Origin of the sequence: Halobacillus faecis (assembly GCF_007991335.1) — a bacterium.
Taxonomy (GTDB): domain Bacteria; phylum Bacillota; class Bacilli; order Bacillales; family Halobacillaceae; genus Halobacillus; species Halobacillus faecis.
The window spans coordinates 1-21996 of the sequence record NZ_BJYD01000013.1 but is presented as its reverse complement, the minus strand read 5'-3'; the positions used below and the strand labels follow the sequence as shown (position 1 = coordinate 21996).

Below are 21996 nucleotides of genomic sequence, written 5' to 3'. Positions count from 1 at the left end.
TCTGGAACGAAATCCTGAGGCTGTTTATGTTTGTTATCCTTGTTCTTTCTCTGAGGATTGATCTCTTCTCCAGTATTCCATCCCGTCGACACCCGGAAGGTGATCTTGATAAAAGACCGGATCTTTTCCTGCTTTCTTCTGCTTACGGTAGTCTTGCAACGCAGCATACGCCACAGATGACAGCCGGAAAATTGCGTACAAGTTAATCAACGCCATGATCCCCATCGTCAAGTCGGCCAGTGACCAAACAAGGCCAAACTCAGCAATCGCACCGAACATGACCATAAACAATACAGCTAACCGGTAAATAAAGATCGCTGGTTTGCTTGTTTTAATGAATTCGATGTTCGTCTCTCCATAGTAATAGTTTCCGATGATCGAACTGAATGCGAAAAGAAAGATCGCTATAGCAATAAAAATAGCCGCCCATGCGCCAAGTTGGGATTCAAACGCTTCCTGAGTCAGTTGAATTCCATCAAGGTCTGTCCCTACATAATCTCCAGCAAAAAGAATAATAACGGCAGTGGCACTACAAATAAGCAACGTATCAGTGAATACACCCAAAGTCTGAATCAAACCTTGTTTGACCGGGTGTGTAACTTCAGAAGTAGCGGCTGCGTTTGGTGCACTACCCATACCTGCTTCGTTGGAGAATAATCCACGTTTAATTCCTATTAAGATCATACCACCGAAGGTACCTCCAGCAACTTCACGAAAACCGAAAGCACCAGCGAAGATTTGCCCAAACATCGTTGGCACCTGTCCGATGTTCACAACCAATACGTAGGCTGCAAGGATGATATAGAAAATAGCCATAATTGGAATGATGAACTGGGTGACTTGAGCAATTCGTTTTAACCCACCAAAAATAATAAGAGCTACAATAAAAGTAAGAATTCCACCAAGTAACCATTTATCCATATTAAAGGAATTTTCAAAAGCCAGACGGATGGTATTGGACTGTACGGAGCTGAAAACCAACCCATACGTAAATGTAATCGTTATAGCAAAAACAATTCCCAGTCCCCTGTTCTTCAACCCTTTTTCAATATAATAGGCCGGGCCGCCTCGATACTGATTTTTTTCAGGAACTTTGTAGATTTGTGCAAGCGTACTTTCAATAAAGCTTGAAGCTCCGCCGAGAATAGCTACAATCCACATCCAGAACACAGCGCCGGGCCCACCGACCGTAATCGCAGCGGCTACCCCTGCCAAGTTTCCCGTACCGACACGGGATGCGGTACTGATGGCAAAAGCCTGGAAAGGAGAGGTTCCCTTTTTGCCCTCTGCAGAAATCGACCGCTTATCAAAAAGAACGCGGAACATTTCCGGTATGTATGTGAACTGGGCAAAATTCAGTTTAATCGAAAACCATAATCCTAAGCCGAGCAAGGCGGCAACGAGAATGGTCCCCCACATCCAATCGTTCAGAAAAGTAAGTATATCTTCCACCATAACCTTCACCTCTTTTAAGTAATATTTTCCATTTTAAGTCTGTTCCCACAATCGCTTATAAACAAACACACAACGACAAGAACTCAACTATTTTACCATATGTATTTATCGTGCTCTACTTCCTATATCATACAACTCATCTTCTACCAATGTTAGTTTAATAATCGCTTTCGAGTCTTACAGAACCCTGCCTGATCATCTAAATGAAAAAAATTCTCAATATTCACTTGACTTCTTTGCGAAATCTATTAGAATTGAACCTGGAATGAAAATCATTATCAATGGATGATAAAAATTTTACATAAGAGGTGGAAAGAACATGAGAAACAAATGGTTTTTAATGAGCTTCATCCTTATCCTTTCTATGTTTGTACTCGCTGCTTGCGGCGGAGACGATCAGGAAGAAGCAACAGAATCAAATGAAGAAGAAACAACACAGACGGAAGAAAGTAACGAAGAGACTAGCGAAGAAAACGCATCTGAAGAAACAGGTGGAGAAGTAAACCTTTACACTGGCCGCCACTATGACACAGACCAAGAGCTTTACGACAAGTTTGAAGAAGAAACAGGCATTAAAGTCAACGTCATTGAAGGAAAAGACGATGAGTTGATTGCACGTCTTGACCGTGAAGGCGAAGCTTCTGAAGCTGACCTTCTAATTACAGCGGATGCTGGCCGTCTGCACCGCGCGAAGTCCCAAGAGCTTCTGCAACCGATTGAAAGTGATGTATTAAGTGAAAACATTCCGGAGAAATTCCGTGATGAAGATAACAACTGGTTCGGATTAACGAAACGCGCTCGTGTCATTGCTTATCACAAAGAACGTGTAAATGAAGAAGACATTCAAACTTATATGGATCTTACAAAAGATGAGTTCCAAGATAAAGTCTTGATTCGTTCATCTTCTAACATCTACAACCAGTCCCTTGTCGCTTCTATGATTGCTACTGAAGGTGAAGAAACTGCGAAAGAATGGGCACAAGGCATCGTGGATAACATGGCCCGTGACCCTCAAGGCGGAGACCGTGACCAGGCAAAAGCTGTAGCTGCCGGTGAAGGTGATGTAGCCGTTATGAATACCTACTACATGGGTAAAATGTTGAATTCTGAAGATGAAGAAGAAGTTAAAGTCGCTGAACAGTTAGGAATTATGTTCCCTAACCAGGATACAACAGGTACTCACGTAAACATCAGTGGTGTGGGTGTGACAGCAAGCAGTCAAAACACAGAAAACGCGAAGAAGTTCATTGAGTTCCTTTCCAAAGAGGAAGCACAAAAACAATTTGCTGAAGCTAACTATGAATACCCAGTCAACCCTAATGTAGAGCCTTCTGAGCTTCTGCAAAGCTGGGGTGAGTTCAAAGAACAAGACATTCGTTTGAATGAACTTGGTGAGAACAACGACCGTGCGATTCAAATCATGAATGAAGTCGGTTGGAAATAATAAGCTTTGTAACCGCATCATGCCTCCCATGATGCGGTTTTTTCTATACAAAACAGTTGAGAACTGTTATCATTAAAGCGGACTCAACCTTGAATGAAGAAATTTTTTCCGGCTTTTTTCATTCAAGGCTGAGCGATTGGTAGGATAAAGGACGTGTCACGCTTGAATTTGTTACGTAAGCTTCCTGGGTACATGAATATTTGGTCGATCCTCAGCCTAGCGATTGTCATTCTGATTCTCATTCCTAACATGACGATCCTCTTCAACTTCTTTACACGAAAGGCTGAAAACTGGAATCACATCCAGGAATACATCTTGCCGGATTTATTAAAAAATACCGGATTGCTTATTGTTTTCACAGGATTTTTAACCATCATCATCGGTACGAGTTTAGCATGGATCGTGTCAGCCTATGAGTTTCCAATGAAGAAGTTCTTTAAATGGGGGCTGATACTGCCACTGGCTATCCCCCCCTATATTGCGGGTTACACATACAATGGGATCCTGAACTATACAGGCGTCATTCAAACGACATTAAGAAACAACTGGGGCATTGAGGTAGATCAAGTCTATTTCAATATTCTCAACCTGCCGGGAGCCGTCTTTATATTCACGCTCTTTCTGTTTCCCTATGTGTACACGATCACAAGAGCTTTTCTAGCTAACCAGTCCGCATCACTCATTGAAAATGCCAGGCTCCTCGGCCGCTCTCCAGTAGATATCTTTTTCAGAGTGGTCCTCCCTATATCCCGTGGAGCTATTGTCGGTGGCGTGAGTCTTGTGCTTTTGGAAGTGTTAAATGACTATGGGGTGGTTCAATACTTCGGTGTACCGACGTTCAGTACAGCGATCTTTCAAACATGGTTTGGGATGAATGATCTTAATTCAGCCATCAAACTATCGGCGACCCTCATGTTTATCGTCTTTGCCATCCTTACTTTAGAAAAAGTGCTGCGCGGTCGAAAAAAATATGCATCGACAACGGCGAAAGCTCGTCCCCTCCACCCTACTCGTTTAATAGGTTGGAAGGCATGGGGGGCTTTTGGGTACTGTTTGTTTATTTTCTTATTAGGATTTCTCATTCCATTCGTGCAACTCGTCGACTGGATGTTATTAACTTTTGAAAAGATCGCATCTCCTGAATTTACGACACTCATATGGAATTCACTGCTCGTCTCTTTCGTTGGTGCCTTACTGATTGTCTTGTTTGCTGTGATCATCGCTAACTTTTCCAGAATGCATCAGAGTGCCCTATCAAAATCGGCAGCAAAAGTGACGATTTTAGGATATTCCATTCCGGGAGCCGTCATCGCGGTCGGGATCAGTACCGTCTTTATCGGTATAGACAGTGGGCTTTCACGCTTTTATGAATCTACTGGTTTAGAAAGCCGCCTATTCTTGAGTACGAGTTTGGTCATCTTAATCTCTGCCTACATCATCCGCTTCCTTGCCATCGGGTACAATTCCATCGAATCTGGTTTTGATAAGATCGGAAATAAGTACACGGAAGCTTCGAGGATGCTCGGCATGAACATGACACGTACCTTTTTCAAAGTTGATTTAAAAATGATCAAAGCTCCGCTCATCAGTGGATTCCTGCTCGCTTTTATCGAAATCATTAAAGAATTGCCGCTCACTTTAATATTAAGGCCCTTTAACTTTGGAACACTTTCCACGAATGCCTTTAAATACGCGAGTGATGAACAAATTCATGAGGCTGCTCTTGCCTCCATCATTATCGTTGTCATCAGTGCCATTGCCGTTTTTGTTTTTCATCAAGTTTTAGAAAAGGAGTCGAATTGATATGTACGTTCAAATCAAAGATCTCTGTTTCGGTTATAAAAACGCAAAGAATTTGACGATCCACCATTTCAACCTCGATATTGAACAAGGAGAGATCATCTCCATTCTTGGTGAAAGTGGCAGTGGAAAAAGCACCGTGCTCCGCCTTTTGTGTGGTCTTGAAACACCTTCCAAGGGAACTATAAAAATCGGCAGCCGGATGATGACTGATGAACGGACTTTTGTCCTTCCCGAAAAAAGAGGGATTGGCATGGTCTTCCAAGATTATGCCCTGTTCCCCCACATGACGGTTTACGAAAATGTGCAATTCGGATTAAAGCATTGGAAAAGAAAAGAAAGAAAGAACCGCGTACACGAAGTCCTTGAGTTGGTGAACATGAGCAGCTATGCAAAGAGATACCCCCACGAATTAAGTGGCGGACAGCAGCAGCGAATCGCTCTGGCTCGCTCTCTTGCACCTGAACCTTCCCTTCTTCTTTTAGATGAGCCGTTCAGTAACTTGGATGCAGACCTTCAAATCAAAATTAGAAGTGAATTGAAAGAAATCATTAAACAAACAGGTACGACCTCTATTTTCGTCACTCACGACCGGGAAGACTCGAGAGCTATTGCTGACCGTATTATTACCATGAGAGACGGGGCTGCCCACGATTGGGATTCCCTTTGTACAACGACCCGTGTTGAAGATGAAGTGCGTCAACCTGAGCTCGTTCGTCTCAAATAAAGAAAAGCTTGGCTGCCTATAACGGCAGCCAAGCTTTTTTAGCAATCGCGTTTCCAAGGAAGGCTGGTACCAAACTTCTCAGCAAGCTCCTTGGATTCTTTTCTTCTGTTTTTCCGATGTTCATGGCGCTTCTGCGCGTTCTCATGCAGCCACTTTTCTTCGTCTGATTCAGGATACACCCCTGGCACAGGTGATGGTTCATTTTTCTCATCCACGGCTACCATGGATAGAAAAGCAGTCGTACAAACCTTTCTTTCACCAGTCAGCAGGTTTTCAGTTGTTGCTTTGACGAACACTTCCATGGATGTATTGTGTGTCCATGTTACGAACGCCTCCAGACAAATGGTGTCTCCCTCAAAAACCGGCTGCAGAAAATCAACGGAATCTGTAGACGCCGTCACGACCGGCTTTCTAGCGTGTCTTACAGCTGCAATCGCTGCCACATCATCAATATGTGCCATTAGCTTTCCACCGAATAACGTCCCATGACTATTGGTATCCGGAGGTAAAACGTGTGAACTTTTTACTGTTAATGAATCGATACAAGGTTTTGCTTCCATTCTGTATTCCCTCACTTCCATATGGAATCGTTCTCTGCCTTCTATTATACCATGTTTGGTATTTCTCACTCTTTTTCACGGAATACAATTTCAAAAACTGCACCCGTTGCGTCTTTTCGGTTGTAGGCATGGATTTCCCCGCCACTCCGTTCAATAATCGCTCTGGATATGGCAAGCCCAAGCCCTGTTTCCCCTTCTTTTCCTTTGATAAAACGTTCGAAAAGTTGAGGCAGAAGTTCTTCCGGGATGCCGTGTCCGTCATCAAGTACTTTCACTCTATACGAGCCCTTCCCTATCTCCGTTGTCATCGTTACCGTACTCTCCGCATGTCTGACAGCATTGCTCAATATATTGATCATCGCCTGCAGCACTCTTTCTCTGTCAACGAATGTATAGTAGGAATGAATATCTTCCGTTCTTAGTTCAATCCCTTTTTCCTTAGCAAGTGGGTACAACCGGTCCCTCGCTTGACTAATGACATCAGATATCTCCGTTCCTTCCGGGTTATACACGTCCTCGCTGCTGTCGAGCTTTGCTAACAGGATCATTTCATTGACGATCTTTTTCAAACGATCGGTTTCGCTCACCATTACATTCAAGCCCTTTTCTGCCGCTTCTCCTTCAAATACTCCATCCCTGATTCCCTCCGCGTATCCCTGGATGGACATCAATGGGGTTTTAAGCTCATGGGAAGCATTTTGAAAGAACTGTTTTTGGGAATGTATGTACCTCGAGAGTTCTGCAGCCATGTGCCTGAGGCTTTGCTCTACTTCACCAATTTCACCAGAAGCGTGTACTTTTTTCACATCGGAAAACTGGCGCTTTTCAATTTTTTTCACTTCTTCTTTCAGCTTCGTAAGAGGGGTTACAAGGCGCCATGTCAATACATAACTGAGGACGATCGCGAGCAATAACCCAATGAGGAAAACGACGATCATACGCGAGGCGAAAACAGATTGGACCGCCTGTAAATCATTGAGGGGTGTCGCCATGACCAGAACCTGATTCTCGTCTTTACTCACAGGAAAATCATAAGCCACGTATTTTTCCCCCATCGTTTCCCAAACTTCCTGATCGATGAGTTCCTCTTCATAACGCTCCACCCAGGCAAACGCAACCACTGCAGGCATCGTACGGAACAAAATCTCGTCATTCTCCCGATCGAATAAGACGATCGGGTAATTTCGGTCCTGCAATAGTTGAGAGAGTTCAGGGCTCCTCTCAGGGTCTTGATCATTGATAATGTCTACAAGAAGATCGGCTCTCCCCTTCAATTGGCGCTGTTCATCCTGAATGAGCATGTCCATGAGCAGCGAGTAGATAAAAAAGGCAGTGATGGACATGATGACGATAATTAACGTTGCAAAAGCGGCATTCAATTGATACAAAAGCTTCATGTACGCTTCTCCTTCAATCGATATCCATGTCCCCAAACCGTTTCAATCGGAAGGTCTTTCATCTTTTTGCGTAATCGCTTGACCAGGTCGTCGACCGCACGATCACTTCCGTAATAATCTTCTCCCCATACCTTGATCAGCAGTTCCTCACGGGCAAAGGCGCGATTCTCTTGAGATGCTAAAATTTTCAGCATTTCAAATTCCTTTGTTGTCACTTCAATCTCTTCACCCTGGAAATAAGCTTGTCTCTCCGCATCGTTCAATTCAAGTTCACCAGCTACGATGGTGTCATGATCATCATCTGCGCTGGGCTTCATGGCCTGCCAACGCTTCAAGTGGCGCTTCGCCCTTGCCACTAACTCTCTTGGGCTGAAAGGTTTGGTTAAATAGTCGTCTCCACCTAGTTCCAGACCCAGGATTTTATCTACCTCTTCATCTTTGGCTGATATAATAATAATCGGAACTTCTGAAGTCTGACGTATTTTTTTACAAAACTCATAACCATCCATTCCAGGAAGCATGATGTCCAGCACCCATAGGTCAGGGGTCTGTTCCTGAAAAATATCCCAGGCCTTCTCTGCCGTATCAACAGCTATAACCTGATACCCTTCTTTATTTAAATAACCTTCTACAATATCTCGAATATTCGGATCATCTTCTACAAGTCCAATCATCTGATTCATAGATGGTATCCTCCTCTGTCCACATCTACTTTTGCTTTATTCTCTCATATTTTAATGGATTACTCCTACATTCCACACTTTTTCCACATTTACACCAAAGTCATTCCATATCTCTGTCGTAGAATAAAAATTGTCAGAGGGAAACACCAAAGAACAACAGCGAATTTTATTGAAAGGGGCGTCGTTTCTCTAATGTTTGATGAGCAGAAGCGAAATGATAAGAAACAATACAAACGTTCCGGTTTAGCTTTTAGTGTTTTAGGAGCCATTGCAGCTGTTTTTCTAGTCACCACCGTTTTTCAGTGGCAGGGCATTTCTATAGATATCAATACAGAAAAGCCGACAGCACAAGCCAATGAACTGAATCTCGGGAAAAACCAGGAGGAAGTGACTCAAGCAGTCAATGAAGCTTCCGAAGCGGTTGTCGGTATTAGTAATGTCCAGAATACAGGACAAGGAGCTAAAAAAGCCGGTACAGGTTCCGGGGTCATTTATAAGGAAGAAGGCGGAAAAGCTTTTGTTGCCACCAACCATCACGTCATCGAAAATGCTTCCGAACTTGAAGTCATTCTGAGTGATGGAACAAAAGTGAAAGCCGATCTAAAAGGTAGTGATCCTTTAACAGACCTGGCCGTTTTACAAATAGATAGCGAACATGTGCAAAAGGTTGCTGAATTAGGTAAAGCCAGTGACGTAGAGGTCGGGCAAACAGCCATTGCCATCGGTAACCCGCTGGGCATGGAGTTCGCAGGATCCGTGACGAAAGGAATTGTCAGTGGATTGAACCGTAATATTCCAGTCGATATTAACGGTGACCAACAGCCAGATTGGCAAACCGAAGTCCTTCAAACCGATGCAGCCATCAACCCAGGTAACAGTGGCGGTGCGCTCATCAATCTGCAAGGCGAAGTCATCGGAATCAACTCTATGAAAATCGCAAAAGCTGAAGTTGAAGGAATTGGCTTCTCGATCCCTATGGACGTTGCTAAACCTGTCATCGAAGATTTAGAGACAAACGGCGAAGTTGAACGTCCTTACATGGGAGTTTCCCTTCAAGACTTGAACCAAATCCCTAACCCTGTGTTACAACGTGAACTAGGGTTGCCAGAAGAAGTGACGGAAGGCGTCCTCGTCCAAGGCGTCGAAAAAGGCTCCCCTGCTGATGAAGCAGGACTCGAAAAATACGATGTCATCACCGCCATCGACGGAAACGAAATCGAGTCACTCATCAGCTTGCGACAGTATCTCTACAACCAAGCACAAGACGGAGATACAGCAGAGCTTGAAGTTTACCGTGACGGCCAACCAACCACCGTCCAAATCACGCTAACCTCTCAATAATTGAACAGATATGAAGAATACGTGATGAAGAAAGATTGAAAAGTGGAAACGCTGATGGGGATTCCGCATCCAATAGATACGATCGATCCCCCCTCCAAATAGCTATTAGATTAAAGGATCCCCTTCAGCCTTTCTCGTGTTACAAAGGAAAACCAATACCAAAACAACCTCTCTCAAAAAGCCCTGCGCAATACGCGCAGGGCTTTTTAATTTATTTAAATATGGCGGGATTGTGTAAAGCTCAGTTTCGAGACTTTTGTTGAGTGAATGGGGGCTCCGTGGAATAGCTCGCTTTCCGCGGGAGCGCGGTGAGCCTCCTCAGGCTATCGCCTTGCGGGGTATCACCAAGCACTCTGTTCCCGCAGGAGTCTCGCCATTCCCCTCCGCCCCTTTTGCCAGATCAGTTTCTCGAAGCCACTTCTAAGACAATCCAACTTAAATGGAGGTGTTTGTTTGAACACATGGAATAGTTAATTAGATTTCAGCTACTTGATATAGAACGCTTTTTGCGTATAGCACAGGAGCTGTAGATAACATTCTTTCTGAATTATAGGGGTTCGTTTCTCCCTTACATAGAAAGGGGTGGTTGGGAAGCTGCGAGACTCCCGTGGGAGAAGGAGATAGGCGACATCCCGCAGGGCGTAGCCCGAGGAAGCTCGGCGCTCCCCCACAGGAAAGCGAGTGGCTTCCCAACCACCCCTGGCGCTAAACTAAGCAACGCCCCCCGAAAACGCCTCGAAACTGGGTCTTCTACAATCTTGAAGAGTAGAATAATTATAAAATTGGTGATAATAGCCTTGAGATGGCTTCTTTGAACCGGATCCATTTTGTTCTGGATTGGTAGAGTTTGAATGTCAGCTCTGTCGACTCTACAATGTCCTCATGGAAACGATCAGCTAATGACTGCGCGACTTCTGGATGATACAAAAAGGCGTTCACTTCAAAGTTCAGCCGGAAGCTTCGCACATCAATATTGGCTGTACCTACGGAAGCAATTTTGCCATCAACGACAATGGTTTTGGCATGTAAGAAACCTTTTTGATACACATAAATGCTGGCACCTGCTTTTAACATATCTCCAATGTTTGAAAATGTTGCCCAGTACACGAATGGATGGTCCGGTTTGTTAGGAATCATGATTCTCACGTCCACGCCTGACAGGACCGCTACGCGGAGCGCATCAAGCAAGCTGTCATCTGGTATGAAGTATGGGGTTTGAATGTACACATACTCTTTGGCTGAAAGAATCATCTTTAAGTATCCATGCTTAATTTGTTCCCACTCCGAGTCAGGACCACTAGAGACAATCTGCATCCCGACGTCGCCTTTCGGTTTGGCCTGGTAATACCTCTGTTCATAGACAATATCTCTGCGTGAAGCATGGTTCCAATCCAGGATGAAGCGTGTCTGCATGTTGTTCACCGCTTCTCCTTCCACACGCAAATGGGTATCCCGCCAATATCCAAACCTTTTATTAAAGCCCAAATATTCGTCTCCGATGTTGAAACCGCCGATATAGCCTATTTCCCCGTCGATTATTGCAAGTTTTCTATGATTGCGGTAGTTGATTTTCATGTTCACTTTAGGAATGAAGGAAGGGAAAAACGACTCGACTTGCACGCCAGCTTCTTTTAAGCTCTTCTTGTATGAACGCTTCAATAATCTCGAACCCATGTCATCATACAAGAGCTTAACTTCCACCCCTTCCCTTGCTTTCCTTTTAAGCACATCTGCAAGGCGATGGCCCAGGTTATCGTCTCTTAAAATATAATAAAGCAAGTGAATATGATTTTCTGCTTTTTCAAGATCTTCAATAAGTGCATGAAACTTCTTTTGACCATCTGTAAATATTTCAACTTCGTTATTCTGCGACAATAGCGCATCATTGTTTTTCAGGTGCATATAGATCAAGTCTTCATATGGAATGATATCTTTATGCTGGACTTTTAGATCATTATTTTTGATGGCTGTCAATTGTTCCTGTACAGCTGTAAGAAGTCCTAGACGACTTTTTTTGTCCCAGGTGAATATTTCCTTATTGCTGAGTCGGCGCCCGAAAATTAAATAAAGAAAGAAACCTGCTACAGGGATAAATAGTAATACCATCAACCAGGCCCATGTTGCACTAGCATCTCTTCGTTCAAGGAAGATGATGGCTAAAGCAAGCAGCACGTTCAAGGTCAGAATAATACTTACAAAAATCGGCAGGATGTTCAACGTGGCCACCTTCCTTTTTCTAACAAGAAATCATGATATAAATATATCATATTCCGTTCATTCATTGATTAAGACATGCCTGGCATTTGTTCATTGTAAACAATAGCAAAAAGAGATAAGCACTCCTTTCAGAACGCCTATCTCTTTTCAAGATTTCCCTGTTATTTCGTCATCAATATACCTACGTCTTCTAATGCCGTTTCTGCCTCATTGAGGGCTTCCTGGCTGTCCGCCGCTATGGTATGAGTATGGATGCCGTCTGTCAATTCAAGTAAGTAAGAAGCTTTGGTGCTGTTTACTTTCTCGATGAATTTCTTTACATCCCGGCGATTTGAAATTCTCAGTCTTGCTGTTAAATCACCATAAATCGGGTGCTCCACAACGACATCCTGGACATGGACACCATGGTCGACCAGGATATTGAGTTCCTGTTCTGTGTCTTCCCCTTGATGCTGGCAAACGATCGTACGCTGGTAAGGCAATTCCTCTTTTCCATCCATCATGTACATATACCCTTGACTTGTAGCGACAATGGGCTCATTCTTTGCTTTCAGCAGGGAGACGTCACCGACAATCACTTGCCGGGTCACGTTCATTTCCTCTGCGAGGGAGCTGCCTGTCACAGGAGCGCCTTTTTGTTTTAATAAAGCGAGAATATACTCTCTTCGTTCGTTCGCCTTCATTTTCTTTGAAGATTGACTCATAGACATGACCCCTTCGTCCAATTTACATAAAATCATCTTACCACATTAATAAGGCATTCAGAAAGTAAGCCTCGAATGCTATTAAGAATACTCATAACCTTTCAAGTCCCACTTTTCAACAGTGAAAGTGGTGGCTCCTAATGATGTAAAGAGGATATGTTCTTCTTCCGCTTGAGGATAAATTCTAGAAGTAAATACTTCTTCCCCACCATTAATGAAAATTTCCAGTGACGACTGGTCGATAAACAAACGAAGATCCTTCAAGCCCTCTTCCAATCTCACCCGGCGGAACTCTGTTTTTGACCGATCTTCTAAATGCGGTCTCGATAATGTGACGACATGGTCCTTGTAACTTAGAGAAGCGTATTGGAAAAGTTCGATGGCGAACATGTCTTCCAGTGATTCAAGATCAATATTCAACTCCATCGATCTCCCCTGCACTCCTCTTACCGCTTTTTGGTCATTTTCAATCGTAATGGATGAATGCATCAATACCGGTCCACGCATATGGGCAAGCTCAGGAACGGGAGTTTGAATAAGTCTTTTCCCATTCCATTTCAATTCGCGCGGAATTGTTAAGCAATGGATCCATCCATGCTCAACCGTCGGATGCGCTTGTTCATATTGATCCGGAACCCCCATCCATCCGAAGAGGATCCTTCTTCCTTTTTCATCTCGTGTAGTTTGAGGAGCATAGAACTCGAAGCCTCGATCAAGCTCCCGAAAATCTTCATGCTGGAATGTTCCAGCAGTTTCATCCCATTGCCCAACAAAATATCCACTCTGATATGTATTTGCATAATCCATTTCAACAGCCTCAAGGCCCTGCGGACAGACCATAAGTACGTCTGTACCATCCAGTTCGAATAGATCCGGACACTCCCACATATACCCGAACTCTCCCAGTTTCCCTTCATGACCGCCAGCAATTGGACCCATGTGTTCCCATGTATAGAGGTCTTTGGAGCGGAACAAAACGGCCTTTCCCTGCTTGTCTTCTGTTTGAGCTCCGACAACCATGTACCATCGATCACCCTTTTTCCATACTTTAGGGTCTCTAAAATGGCTCGAATAACCATTGGGAGTTTCGATAATGACGCCTTTTTTCTCAAAGTTCAGGCCATCCCGGGATACAGCAAGGCATTGATATTCTGCCTCTGGTCCATCCTCTCCTTCAATGTTTCCGGTATAGAAAAGATGCAGTTGATCATTATGAACGATCGCGCTGCCCGAATAAACACCGTCCTTGTCATACCAATCAGAAGGCGTCAGAGCAATCTCTTCATACTTCCAATTCACAAGATCTTCAGATGTGTAATGTCCCCAGTATTTTGCGCCATGATCTGTATCGAAAGGCATCCATTGATAAAAGAGGTGATAGGTCCCTTCCCATTGAATCAATCCATTGGGGTCGTTCATTAACCCGACAGGCGGCATATGATGGTAATTCTGACGATACGTGTCCGATTCTACAGTTTGTTTATGTTCTTGTATTTCTGTCTCCACTTTCTTACGCAGCTTTTTGTCCTGTTTAGACATAGGTCTTCTCCTCCTTTTTCTAACTTATCCGTCTTCCTTCCTGCCCCATTATAAAACATCCCACCCTCCTCCGCCATGAAGGGTCCCTATTCCTGTTGGGACTGCTTGCTGATGCTGTTAAAAAAATCGTTGAAGTGACTGATAAATGGGCAAAAGACACCGATAAAAGGCCGGAGGTCACTGATCAACACCGGCCACCCACCGATAAATGCTTAAAACCCACTGATAACCCCTGTAAAGTTTTATATCTCGTTGGATTATTCCTGTAGAAAAAGCCTGAAGTACCAGGGGTACCTCAGGCTTTGCGGATTTGATTATTTCGTTTTCAAAGTCGCGATGGTAGATTCGCCGGCATTGGCGTCATCACTATAAGATGGATCGAAATTTTCGACGACATCGTCATAGTTAGTGATCACTACAGGCGTGATTGTACTTTTCGCTTTTTCTTTTACTAGGTCCATGTCAAACGTGATCAGATGGTCGCCGGCATTAACTTTGTCTCCGGTGGTCACATGTCCTTCAAAACCTTCGCCTTCCATAGAAACCGTTTCAAGGCCGATGTGTACAAGGACTTCCACACCTGACTTCGTTTTAATTCCTACAGCGTGGTTGGTAGGGAAAAGTTGGACGATTTCTCCGGATACCGGGCTCACTACTTTTCCATCGGTGGGTTCAATGGCTACGCCATCCCCCATCATTCGCTGGCTGAATACAGGGTCGTCAACATCATCTAAAGGAACCACTTTTCCATTTACCGGAGCAATAATCTGTTCCTCAACACTCTTGTTGTTACCAAATAGTTTTTTTAACATAACTCCATCGTCCCTTCTATGTTTTTTTAAGCTACATGCTTGAGCATTTATTTCTCTTCACACTGGTATTACTTTTCCCCATGTGATGATGGATAAACACATATCAGCTTTCTATTATGCAAGACTCTTTTGTGAATAGTAAAAGAGCTCTATGATTTCGCCATAGAGCTCTTGATTGTTTGTATGAAGTTATCCTTCCTTCAAAGCCTGCTCTAAATCTTCCCACAGATCTTCAACAGATTCGAGACCGGCGGATAAGCGGATGAGGGTGTCCCCGATACCCATTTCCTGCCTCTTTTCTTCTGGGACGACGGCGTGGGTCATGGTAGCTGGGTGTTGAATCAGAGTTTCTGCATCCCCAAGGCTGACTGCAATTTGAATTAGATTCAGCCGGTCCATAAATTCCTGCGCCTCTTTTTTACCCCCCTCGATTTCAAAAGCGAGCACGCCTCCGCCTGTTTTCATTTGTTTTTGAACAATAGGGAAATGGTCGTTCCCTTCCATACCTGGATAATACACTTGTTTTACTTTGGGATGGTTATCCAACCTTTTGGCCAGATCATGAGCATTTATGCTGTGGCGGTCCATACGGACATGGAGAGTCTTTAAGCCTCTAAGTAAAAGCCACGCATCAAATGGAGAAAGGACACCTCCGATATCTTTCTGTTGCGACATCGCCAAGTCATCCATAAACGCTTTTTTGCCTACGACAAGACCGGCAATGACATCTCCGTGCCCACCGATATATTTGGTAGCACTATGCAAAACAATATCACACCCAAGGTCCAATGGACGTTGTAGATATGGGGTGCAGAAAGTATTGTCGACAACCACAGGAATATCATACTCTTTCGCAACACGTGCCACCATAGCTAGATCAATGATTTTCATCGTGGGATTGATAGGGGTCTCAATAAAAATGCAACGGGTATCAGGAGTGATTTTCGCCCTGACGTCTTCCTCTGTTTCCATATAACTGAAGTCGTGCGTGATCGAATATTTTTCTTCAAACATTTGCAGTAAACCATAAGTACAGCCATAAAGACCGTTCGAACATAACACATGGTCACCAGCTTTTGTGAGTGCTATTAATACTGCTGATACCGCAGCCATGCCTGAGGCAAAAGCAAGGCCCCGCTCTCCCCCCTCAAGAGTGGCGATGCGGTCTTCTAATGTTCGTACCGTCGGATTCCCGAGTCTTGTATAAATAAAGCCTTCCTCTTCTCCTGCAAATCTCCTCTCCCCTTCAGCCGCAGAAGAGAAAGAAAAGGTAGAGGTTTGAAAGATTGGTGTCGTCAAGCTTCCATCATATTTCTCTGCTTTTTCATGATTATGAATCATCGCTGTTTCTATCCGCTTCTCTTTGTTTTTCAAAACGGTCTTCCCCCTTTACTTTGTAAGCGTTTTCAATTAATTTTAACAAAAGAAGGAGAAAAAGACCTCCTTCTTATCTACTATATTCAACCCTATGCTCAGCGTTCGAACGAACCTTCCTTCCGTGCAGGAGAATATAAAGGACGACAGCTCCTAAGACGACAAAAGAACTGTTGAAATAAAGGGAAGAAAATCCAATCTCTGTTGCAATCGCTCCAACGACATATGAGCCTACTCCAATGCCAATATCAAAAATCGTAAAGAAAGTCGCTGTAGCTGAACCTGCTCTTTCTGGCACTTTCTTCAACGCGATGGTCTGCAAACTGGGGACGAGCGTGCCCCACCCCAGTCCGATCAACCCGCCGGCTAACAACAGTACAAAAGCCGTGTTAGCAAAACTTAAGATCAACATCCCTGCACCAAAAATAAGAATGGATGGAATGACGATGACATTTTCTCCATATTGATCGAACCATCTTCCTGTAAAGGGACGGGAGACAAGCAGCACTAGAGCATAGACGACGAAGAAGTAGCTAGCCGCTTCCGCAAGGCCGAGCTGGTTTGCATAGACAGAAACAAAAGATAACACTCCCGCATAGGCTAGCGCCATGACGGCACCTGTTAACGCGATGGGAATGACAGGCTTTTCTAAAAGGTTGTGCATCCTTGGTAACAAGCTTTTCTTTGCAGGTACAGCAAGAGGATTCACGCGGATGACAATCCCTGTGAGTAGTGCCAGAACGGCAAGAGCGACACAAACATAGAACATCACGGTGAAGCCTGCACTTTGAATTAAAGTAAGTCCCAGAAAAGGACCGATGACCATCGCGAAGTTCATTGACATCGCAAAATAACCGAGCCCTTCCCCTTTTCTCTGATCCGGAACCACATCAGCAGCAATAGCCCCCAAAGCTGTCGTCCCCATTCCGAAACCGACGCCTTGGATGAAACGAATGATCAAAAGTGCTGTAAAGGAGTCAAACCATAGATACAAAAAAGAACTTCCCAAAAATATACTCAAAGCAATCAAGACTACAGGCTTACGTCCAGAGGATTCCACCCACTGCCCCGAAAATGGACGAATGAGGATGGCTGCAAGCAGGAAGACCGTGATAATTAATCCTGCTTCTCCCTCGGCCACTCCGATGGATTCAATCGTATAGATCGGCATGGTGACGAAGAGAAGATAAAAGACTAAAAATACGAGGAAATTGCTCACACATACATTAAGAAAACTTGCCGTCCATAAGCGAGGTTGGCTTTCCATCAGCTTCTCCCCCTTTCTTCTTCAATCAGGCGGGAGAGCGTGCGTACATGCTCTTCCAATACGGTTTCCCTCTGCGCTCCAAAACGCTCCAATAAACGCGCTTCTGCTTTTTGTATGGCCTGCTGCCATACCGGGTAACGGTCTTCTCCTGCTTTCGTCATCGTAATATCATTCGTTCGCTGATCGGTGCTCTTGTTTTTTTGGATATACCCGAGAGACTCAAGTTTAGCTATGACCCTCGATAATGGGGGCGCTTCAATACTTAAGCGCTCTTTGAGCTCCGCCTGTGTCATTGAACCTCCATGGCTGTGCAATTGAAACAATACCGCCCAATGAGACATATAAATGTCCTCATCCTGCAATCCTTCATTCAGATATTGGTTTACATTTCTTGACAATTGTTGGATGTGGTGAAAGATTAAACTCATCATGATTCCCCTTTTTATTACCTAGGTAACATTATCGACAAAAAAAGCGCTCCCTTTACGAGAGCATCTACAAAACTTTAACATAAATCGTCCGCTTCATCGATCCTTACACCTTGTCGGTAAAATGTTCATGATAGAGCTGTTCGGACCATGCAATGGCCTGGCCGTAAACTTCGAACACTTCCGAATAGGATAAATTCCATTGAACCAAGTGGTTTTCCAACCATTCAAAATCTGCTTTTTCCATCGCTACAGCCAAATCCAAAACGAGCCGGTATGTATTTTGCTGTCCCTCAAGCGCCTTTTTGATCTCTTCATCCAGTGGTAATGACCCAATCACTTCGTTGGCAGGGCGTTGAGTGATGACATCGATCAGTGACATGAACCCTGTCAGGAAATATCCATCCGCCTTCTTCTCCGCTCTGACTCTCACGGCCATTTGTTCACACAATTTGGCACGAACGAGACTTGTTTTGATGACAAGCTGGGACTGTGTTGAAGTGGCCGCCGACGTTTGTTCGACCGATAATACATACAGCCACTTTTTCAAACCCTCTGTGCCTAAGAGCATCACCGCTTGTCTAATGGATTGAATCGGGACTCGTGTCCGTTGTTGAGACGAGTTGATTAATCGCAGCAATTTATAGGTAAGGGCTAGATCCTGTTCCATAATTTCCGTCACTTTTTCAATATTAATTTCGTCATCCGTAGCTGTGAGCTCTCTGATCATTTGAAAATAGGTGGACGAAAGAAATGGGATATCCATCCCCTTCACAATGACTGGCTTACTGAAATAAAATCCCTGGAATAGCGAAAATCCTTCCTCGATACAACGTTGATGCTCTTTGTGGGTTTCCACTTTTTCAGCTAACAACGTCACCCCATACTCTTCTCCCAACTGAATGATACGCAACCGGTTCTCGTCTGTCACTGCACGGATGTCCACTTTTAAAATATCGACATAATGCAGAAGTTCATAGACGGATGGCCGGTCTATATTAATGACATCATCAAGAGCAATCAAATACCCTTTTTCTTTTAGAGTTCTGCACACTCTGATGAGATCGAGGCTGAAAGAAACGTGTTCAAGGATTTCTACGACCAGTTGTTCTGAATTGAAGTATTCAGGGACTTGTTCGAGCAGAAGGTCCTCCGTAAAGTTAATAAAACAAGGCTTATTGTGTGACAAGCGCTCTAAGCCGATCGTAACAAAACTGTTCATCAACACTTCTGAGGTTGCCTGGCTCCCATCCATCGGTACAAACCGATTTTCTTCACTGTTCCGGTACAGTAGTTCATAGGCATATACATCATTATCGACTGTCAAAATCGGCTGCCGCGCCACGAATACTTCCATCCTGCTTACCACCTTCATGCGTTTCTTCCCATCTTGTTCAAGTATACTACAAAGCCTAAATGTTGTTAATTTTTCCATGGAAAAATACATGAAACCTTAGGAGAGGGAAAGACTGAGAGAAACGAGTCACTTCAGGAGGGAAACTCATGGAACAACACGAGAAATGGACTCAACCAGAACCTTTATGGCGCGAGAATATGTCATTGCCGTCTTTTGAAGCTTTGAAAGAGGATACAACGACAGAGGTGGCTGTTGTCGGTGGCGGAATCACCGGGATTACGACCGCTTACCTTCTAGCAAAAGCAGGCAAAAAAGTAACCCTTATTGAAGCAGATGAACTGGTGAATGGTACGTCAGGTCATACGAGTGCAAAAGTAACCGCTCAACACGGATTGATCTACCATGAATTGATGAAACACTTTGGTGAAGAAGAAGCTTCGCTTTATTATCAGGCCCAAATGAGTGCCCTGCAGTCCATGGAAGAATGGATTGATAAGTATCAAATCGATTGCAATTGGGTGAAAGAAGATGCTTACCTCTTCGCTACTACGAAAAGAGGCGCGCATAAACTGGAAAATGAATATGAGGCCTATCAAAGGCTTGGCATTCCAGGTGGCACGATTGACGCGCTCCCTTTTGACATGGAAGCAACCAAAGCACTCAGCATGAAAAATCAGGCCCGCTTCCACCCCATCAAATACTTAGCCGCACTCATTGAAGAATTTGTTCATTTGGGCGGAGAGATTTTTGAACATACAAAAGCAACGGATGTGAAAGAGAAAGACCGGATTGAAATCCAAACAGGAGATGGGCATACGCTTGCCTGTGAGAAGTTGGTATCATGCAGCCATTTCCCTTTTTATGATGGAAAAGGTCTCTATTTCAGCCGTATGTACGCTGAGCGTTCCTACCTTCTTGCTATTGAACCGGAGAAAGAAGTGCCTGAGGGAATGTACTTATCCATCGATGAGCCGAAACGCTCCATCCGCACAGCAGAATACAATGGAAAACCTGTATTGTTGATCGGTGGGGAAAGCCACAAAACAGGACAAGGGGTGGATACATCGTTCCATTACAATGCCCTGGAAGAATTCGCTGCCCAGACGTTCGGCATTAAAGAGAAACTGTTCCAATGGTCGGCGCAAGATCTCACCACACTTGATAAAGTCCCATACATTGGACCGATCACAAGGAACAACGATCGCGTATTCATCGCTACAGGTTTCCGTAAATGGGGCATGACGAACGGGACACTCGCTGCTAAATTGATTTGTGATTATGTCCTTGGCGAGGAATCTCTTTTTCACGACCTATTCAAACCTACACGCTTCAAGTCAGACCCTAGCATGAAACAATTTTTATCCCAGAACTTCGATGTCGCTGTACACCTGGTCGAAGGAAAATTGGAACTCGTAGCTGATCGCCCGAATTCACTGAAAAATGGGGAAGGGATGGTCGTCCAGTGGCGTGGAGAAAGAGCTGGGGCTTACAGAGATGACGATGGCAAACTACATGTCTTGGACACAACCTGCACCCATATGGGGTGTGAAGTGGAATGGAACAGTGGTGAACATACGTGGGATTGTCCATGTCACGGTTCGCGCTTTTCCTATGATGGAGCGGTTGTTGAAGGCCCTGCTGACAAACCTCTGATGAAAATTGCATTGGAAGGGCAGCCGGATAACCATGCCCCATTAGGAGAAAGCAACGAAGAAGAACTCGGTGAACAACCTTAACTTGCATGGCCCTCGTTTTGGGCCATGCATTTTTTAAGCTTCCCCTTTCAAACGGTGATATAATGAAGCGAATGAACAAATATTTCGCCTTACGAAAGGGTCCTCACCATGATCAATGAAGAAAAACTCGGTATCTTTTATACGGCTGGAGCTTACATATTGTGGGGTGTTCTGCCCATTTACTGGAAAATGATTCAGGAGATTCCCGCTTTCGAAATCCTGGCTCACCGCATCATCTGGTCCTTCCTCTTCATGGGAGTTGTCATTTTAATTGCCAGGAAACATAAGGAATTCATGCGGGAATGCCGGCAAATCGTAAAAAATAAAAAACAGGTGATCGGCATCACCCTTGCATCCATCACGATCAGTATCAACTGGGTCACTTACATTCTTGCGGTCAACACGGACCACGTCGTTGAAGCAAGTCTCGGTTATTACATCAATCCGCTCGTCAGTATTCTGCTTGGGATGATTGTGTTAAAAGAAAAATTCTCAAAAGCCCAGTGGCTCGCCTTCCTACTAGCAGCGTTAGGGGTGGTCTATATGACGGTCAACTTCGGTTCCGTCCCGTGGCTAGCTTTGCTGCTTGCCTTCAGCTTTGGATCATACGGGCTTCTAAAAAAGCTCGTCCCTCTGAATGCCATGTTCGGTTTGACGATCGAAACGTTGATTGTCACCCCAATTGCTATGGTCTTTCTTTTTCAACAGCAGACCGGACAATGGGCCTCGATCGACTTTTGGTCATGGACGACGGCTATCGTTTTCGGAGCCGGAATCGTCACAGCGATTCCTCTCCTTTTATTTTCGGCAGGAGCAAAAAGAATCCCCTTATCCATGGTGGGCTTCCTTCAGTATTTCGCCCCTACCATTATGTTGATTATAGGCATCTTCCTATATGATGAACCATTTACGGATGTTCACGCTGTATCCTTCACCCTCATCTGGGCAGGACTCGCGGTTTATACTATTACACGAATGAAACGATTGAAAAAATATGAAGCGAAAGCAAGTTGAAAAGGTTGGGCGCATGCATGCGCCCAACCTTTTTTTCGGATTGCCCAAGCTCCTTTGGCGCGATCCGGCGCTCCTTTGGCGCGATCCGGCGCTCCTTTGGCGCGATCCGGCGCTCCTTTGGCGCGATCCGGCGCTCCTTTG

The 21996-nt window shown here is 44.4% G+C and carries 19 protein-coding genes; 6 read left to right on the top strand and 13 right to left on the bottom strand.

The features are described 5' to 3' along the window. Positions 1-33: 33 nt before the first annotated feature. Positions 34-1455 (bottom strand): alanine/glycine:cation symporter family protein, encoded by a 1422-nt coding sequence (locus HFA01_RS08345; RefSeq protein ID WP_146815142.1) that lies wholly within the window; start codon positions 1453-1455, stop codon positions 34-36. 319 nt (positions 1456-1774) lie between these two features. Here HFA01_RS08345 and HFA01_RS08340 point away from each other — a divergent pair, with 319 nt between their 5' ends. The 3 genes from HFA01_RS08340 to HFA01_RS08330 all read left to right on the top strand — a co-directional run bounded on the left by HFA01_RS08340 (position 1775) and on the right by HFA01_RS08330 (position 5426). Then, positions 1775-2899, top strand: coding sequence for a Fe(3+) ABC transporter substrate-binding protein (locus tag HFA01_RS08340; RefSeq protein WP_146815140.1), 1125 nt, complete (start codon positions 1775-1777; stop codon positions 2897-2899). Between the two features lie 192 nt (positions 2900-3091). Then, positions 3092-4702 carry an ABC transporter permease gene (locus HFA01_RS08335; protein ID WP_146815153.1) on the top strand — a complete coding sequence of 537 codons (1611 nt, stop codon included), beginning with the start codon at positions 3092-3094 and terminating at the stop codon, positions 4700-4702. A gap of 1 nt (position 4703) precedes the next feature. Next, positions 4704-5426, top strand: a complete 723-nt coding sequence (locus HFA01_RS08330; protein ID WP_146815138.1) for an ABC transporter ATP-binding protein — start codon at positions 4704-4706, stop codon at positions 5424-5426. Positions 5427-5464: 38 nt separating this feature from the next. Here the strand turns inward: HFA01_RS08330 and HFA01_RS08325 are convergent, their stop codons facing one another. From HFA01_RS08325 to HFA01_RS08315, 3 genes are all read right to left on the bottom strand, one after another. Beyond that, positions 5465-5986 (bottom strand): acyl-CoA thioesterase, encoded by a 522-nt coding sequence (locus HFA01_RS08325; protein WP_089653695.1) that lies wholly within the window; start codon positions 5984-5986, stop codon positions 5465-5467. A gap of 65 nt (positions 5987-6051) precedes the next feature. Next, the gene (locus HFA01_RS08320) at positions 6052-7383 is read right to left on the bottom strand and encodes a sensor histidine kinase (protein ID WP_146815136.1); all 1332 of its coding nucleotides are present in this window, start codon (positions 7381-7383) and stop codon (positions 6052-6054) included. Then, positions 7380-8066 carry a response regulator transcription factor gene (locus tag HFA01_RS08315; protein ID WP_146815134.1) on the bottom strand — a complete coding sequence of 229 codons (687 nt, stop codon included), beginning with the start codon at positions 8064-8066 and terminating at the stop codon, positions 7380-7382. Before HFA01_RS08315 ends, HFA01_RS08320 begins: the two co-directional genes overlap by 4 nt. A 192-nt stretch (positions 8067-8258) precedes the next feature. On the opposite strand from HFA01_RS08315, the gene HFA01_RS08310 reads away from it, so the two are divergent. Continuing rightward, positions 8259-9407, top strand: coding sequence for a S1C family serine protease (locus tag HFA01_RS08310; RefSeq protein WP_146815132.1), 1149 nt, complete (start codon positions 8259-8261; stop codon positions 9405-9407). 774 nt (positions 9408-10181) lie between these two features. Here HFA01_RS08310 and cls read toward each other — a convergent pair. From cls to HFA01_RS08270, 8 genes are all read right to left on the bottom strand, one after another. Continuing rightward, positions 10182-11624, bottom strand: coding sequence for a cardiolipin synthase (gene cls, locus HFA01_RS08305; protein WP_146815130.1), 1443 nt, complete (start codon positions 11622-11624; stop codon positions 10182-10184). A 161-nt stretch (positions 11625-11785) separates the two neighbouring features. Continuing rightward, a complete protein-coding gene (locus HFA01_RS08300; protein WP_146815128.1) occupies positions 11786-12328 on the bottom strand; it encodes a transcription repressor NadR in 543 nt (180 codons plus the stop codon). A gap of 81 nt (positions 12329-12409) precedes the next feature. Next, on the bottom strand, positions 12410-13867 hold the full coding sequence (locus HFA01_RS08295) for a glycoside hydrolase family 32 protein (protein WP_146815127.1): 1458 nt from the start codon (positions 13865-13867) through the stop codon (positions 12410-12412). 314 nt (positions 13868-14181) lie between these two features. Then, complete coding sequence (locus HFA01_RS08290) at positions 14182-14679, bottom strand: PTS sugar transporter subunit IIA (RefSeq protein ID WP_146815125.1); 498 nt, start codon at positions 14677-14679, stop codon at positions 14182-14184. A 189-nt stretch (positions 14680-14868) separates the two neighbouring features. Then, positions 14869-16053, bottom strand: coding sequence for a methionine gamma-lyase (gene megL / locus HFA01_RS08285; protein WP_146815123.1), 1185 nt, complete (start codon positions 16051-16053; stop codon positions 14869-14871). 73 nt (positions 16054-16126) lie between these two features. Continuing rightward, positions 16127-17320, bottom strand: coding sequence for an MFS transporter (locus HFA01_RS08280; protein ID WP_146815121.1), 1194 nt, complete (start codon positions 17318-17320; stop codon positions 16127-16129). Further along, positions 17320-17748: a MarR family winged helix-turn-helix transcriptional regulator gene (locus HFA01_RS08275; protein ID WP_167506209.1), complete on the bottom strand. Its 429-nt coding sequence runs from the start codon at positions 17746-17748 to the stop codon at positions 17320-17322. Before HFA01_RS08275 ends, HFA01_RS08280 begins: the two co-directional genes overlap by 1 nt. 106 nt (positions 17749-17854) lie before the next feature. Next, positions 17855-19105 carry an EAL and HDOD domain-containing protein gene (locus tag HFA01_RS08270; protein ID WP_146815117.1) on the bottom strand — a complete coding sequence of 417 codons (1251 nt, stop codon included), beginning with the start codon at positions 19103-19105 and terminating at the stop codon, positions 17855-17857. A gap of 146 nt (positions 19106-19251) precedes the next feature. On the opposite strand from HFA01_RS08270, the gene HFA01_RS08265 reads away from it, so the two are divergent. Together HFA01_RS08265 and rarD are read left to right on the top strand one after the other, a co-directional pair. Next, positions 19252-20841: an FAD-dependent oxidoreductase gene (locus HFA01_RS08265; protein ID WP_146815115.1), complete on the top strand. Its 1590-nt coding sequence runs from the start codon at positions 19252-19254 to the stop codon at positions 20839-20841. Between the two features lie 108 nt (positions 20842-20949). Then, a complete protein-coding gene (gene rarD, locus HFA01_RS08260) occupies positions 20950-21855 on the top strand; it encodes an EamA family transporter RarD (protein ID WP_146815113.1) in 906 nt (301 codons plus the stop codon). On the opposite strand, the gene HFA01_RS19015 is transcribed toward rarD, so the two are convergent. Then, positions 21809-21996 (bottom strand): hypothetical protein (locus HFA01_RS19015; protein WP_218027762.1); only part of this gene is annotated, 188 nt, incomplete at its 5' end. The two genes, rarD and HFA01_RS19015, sit on opposite strands and share 47 nt — an antisense overlap.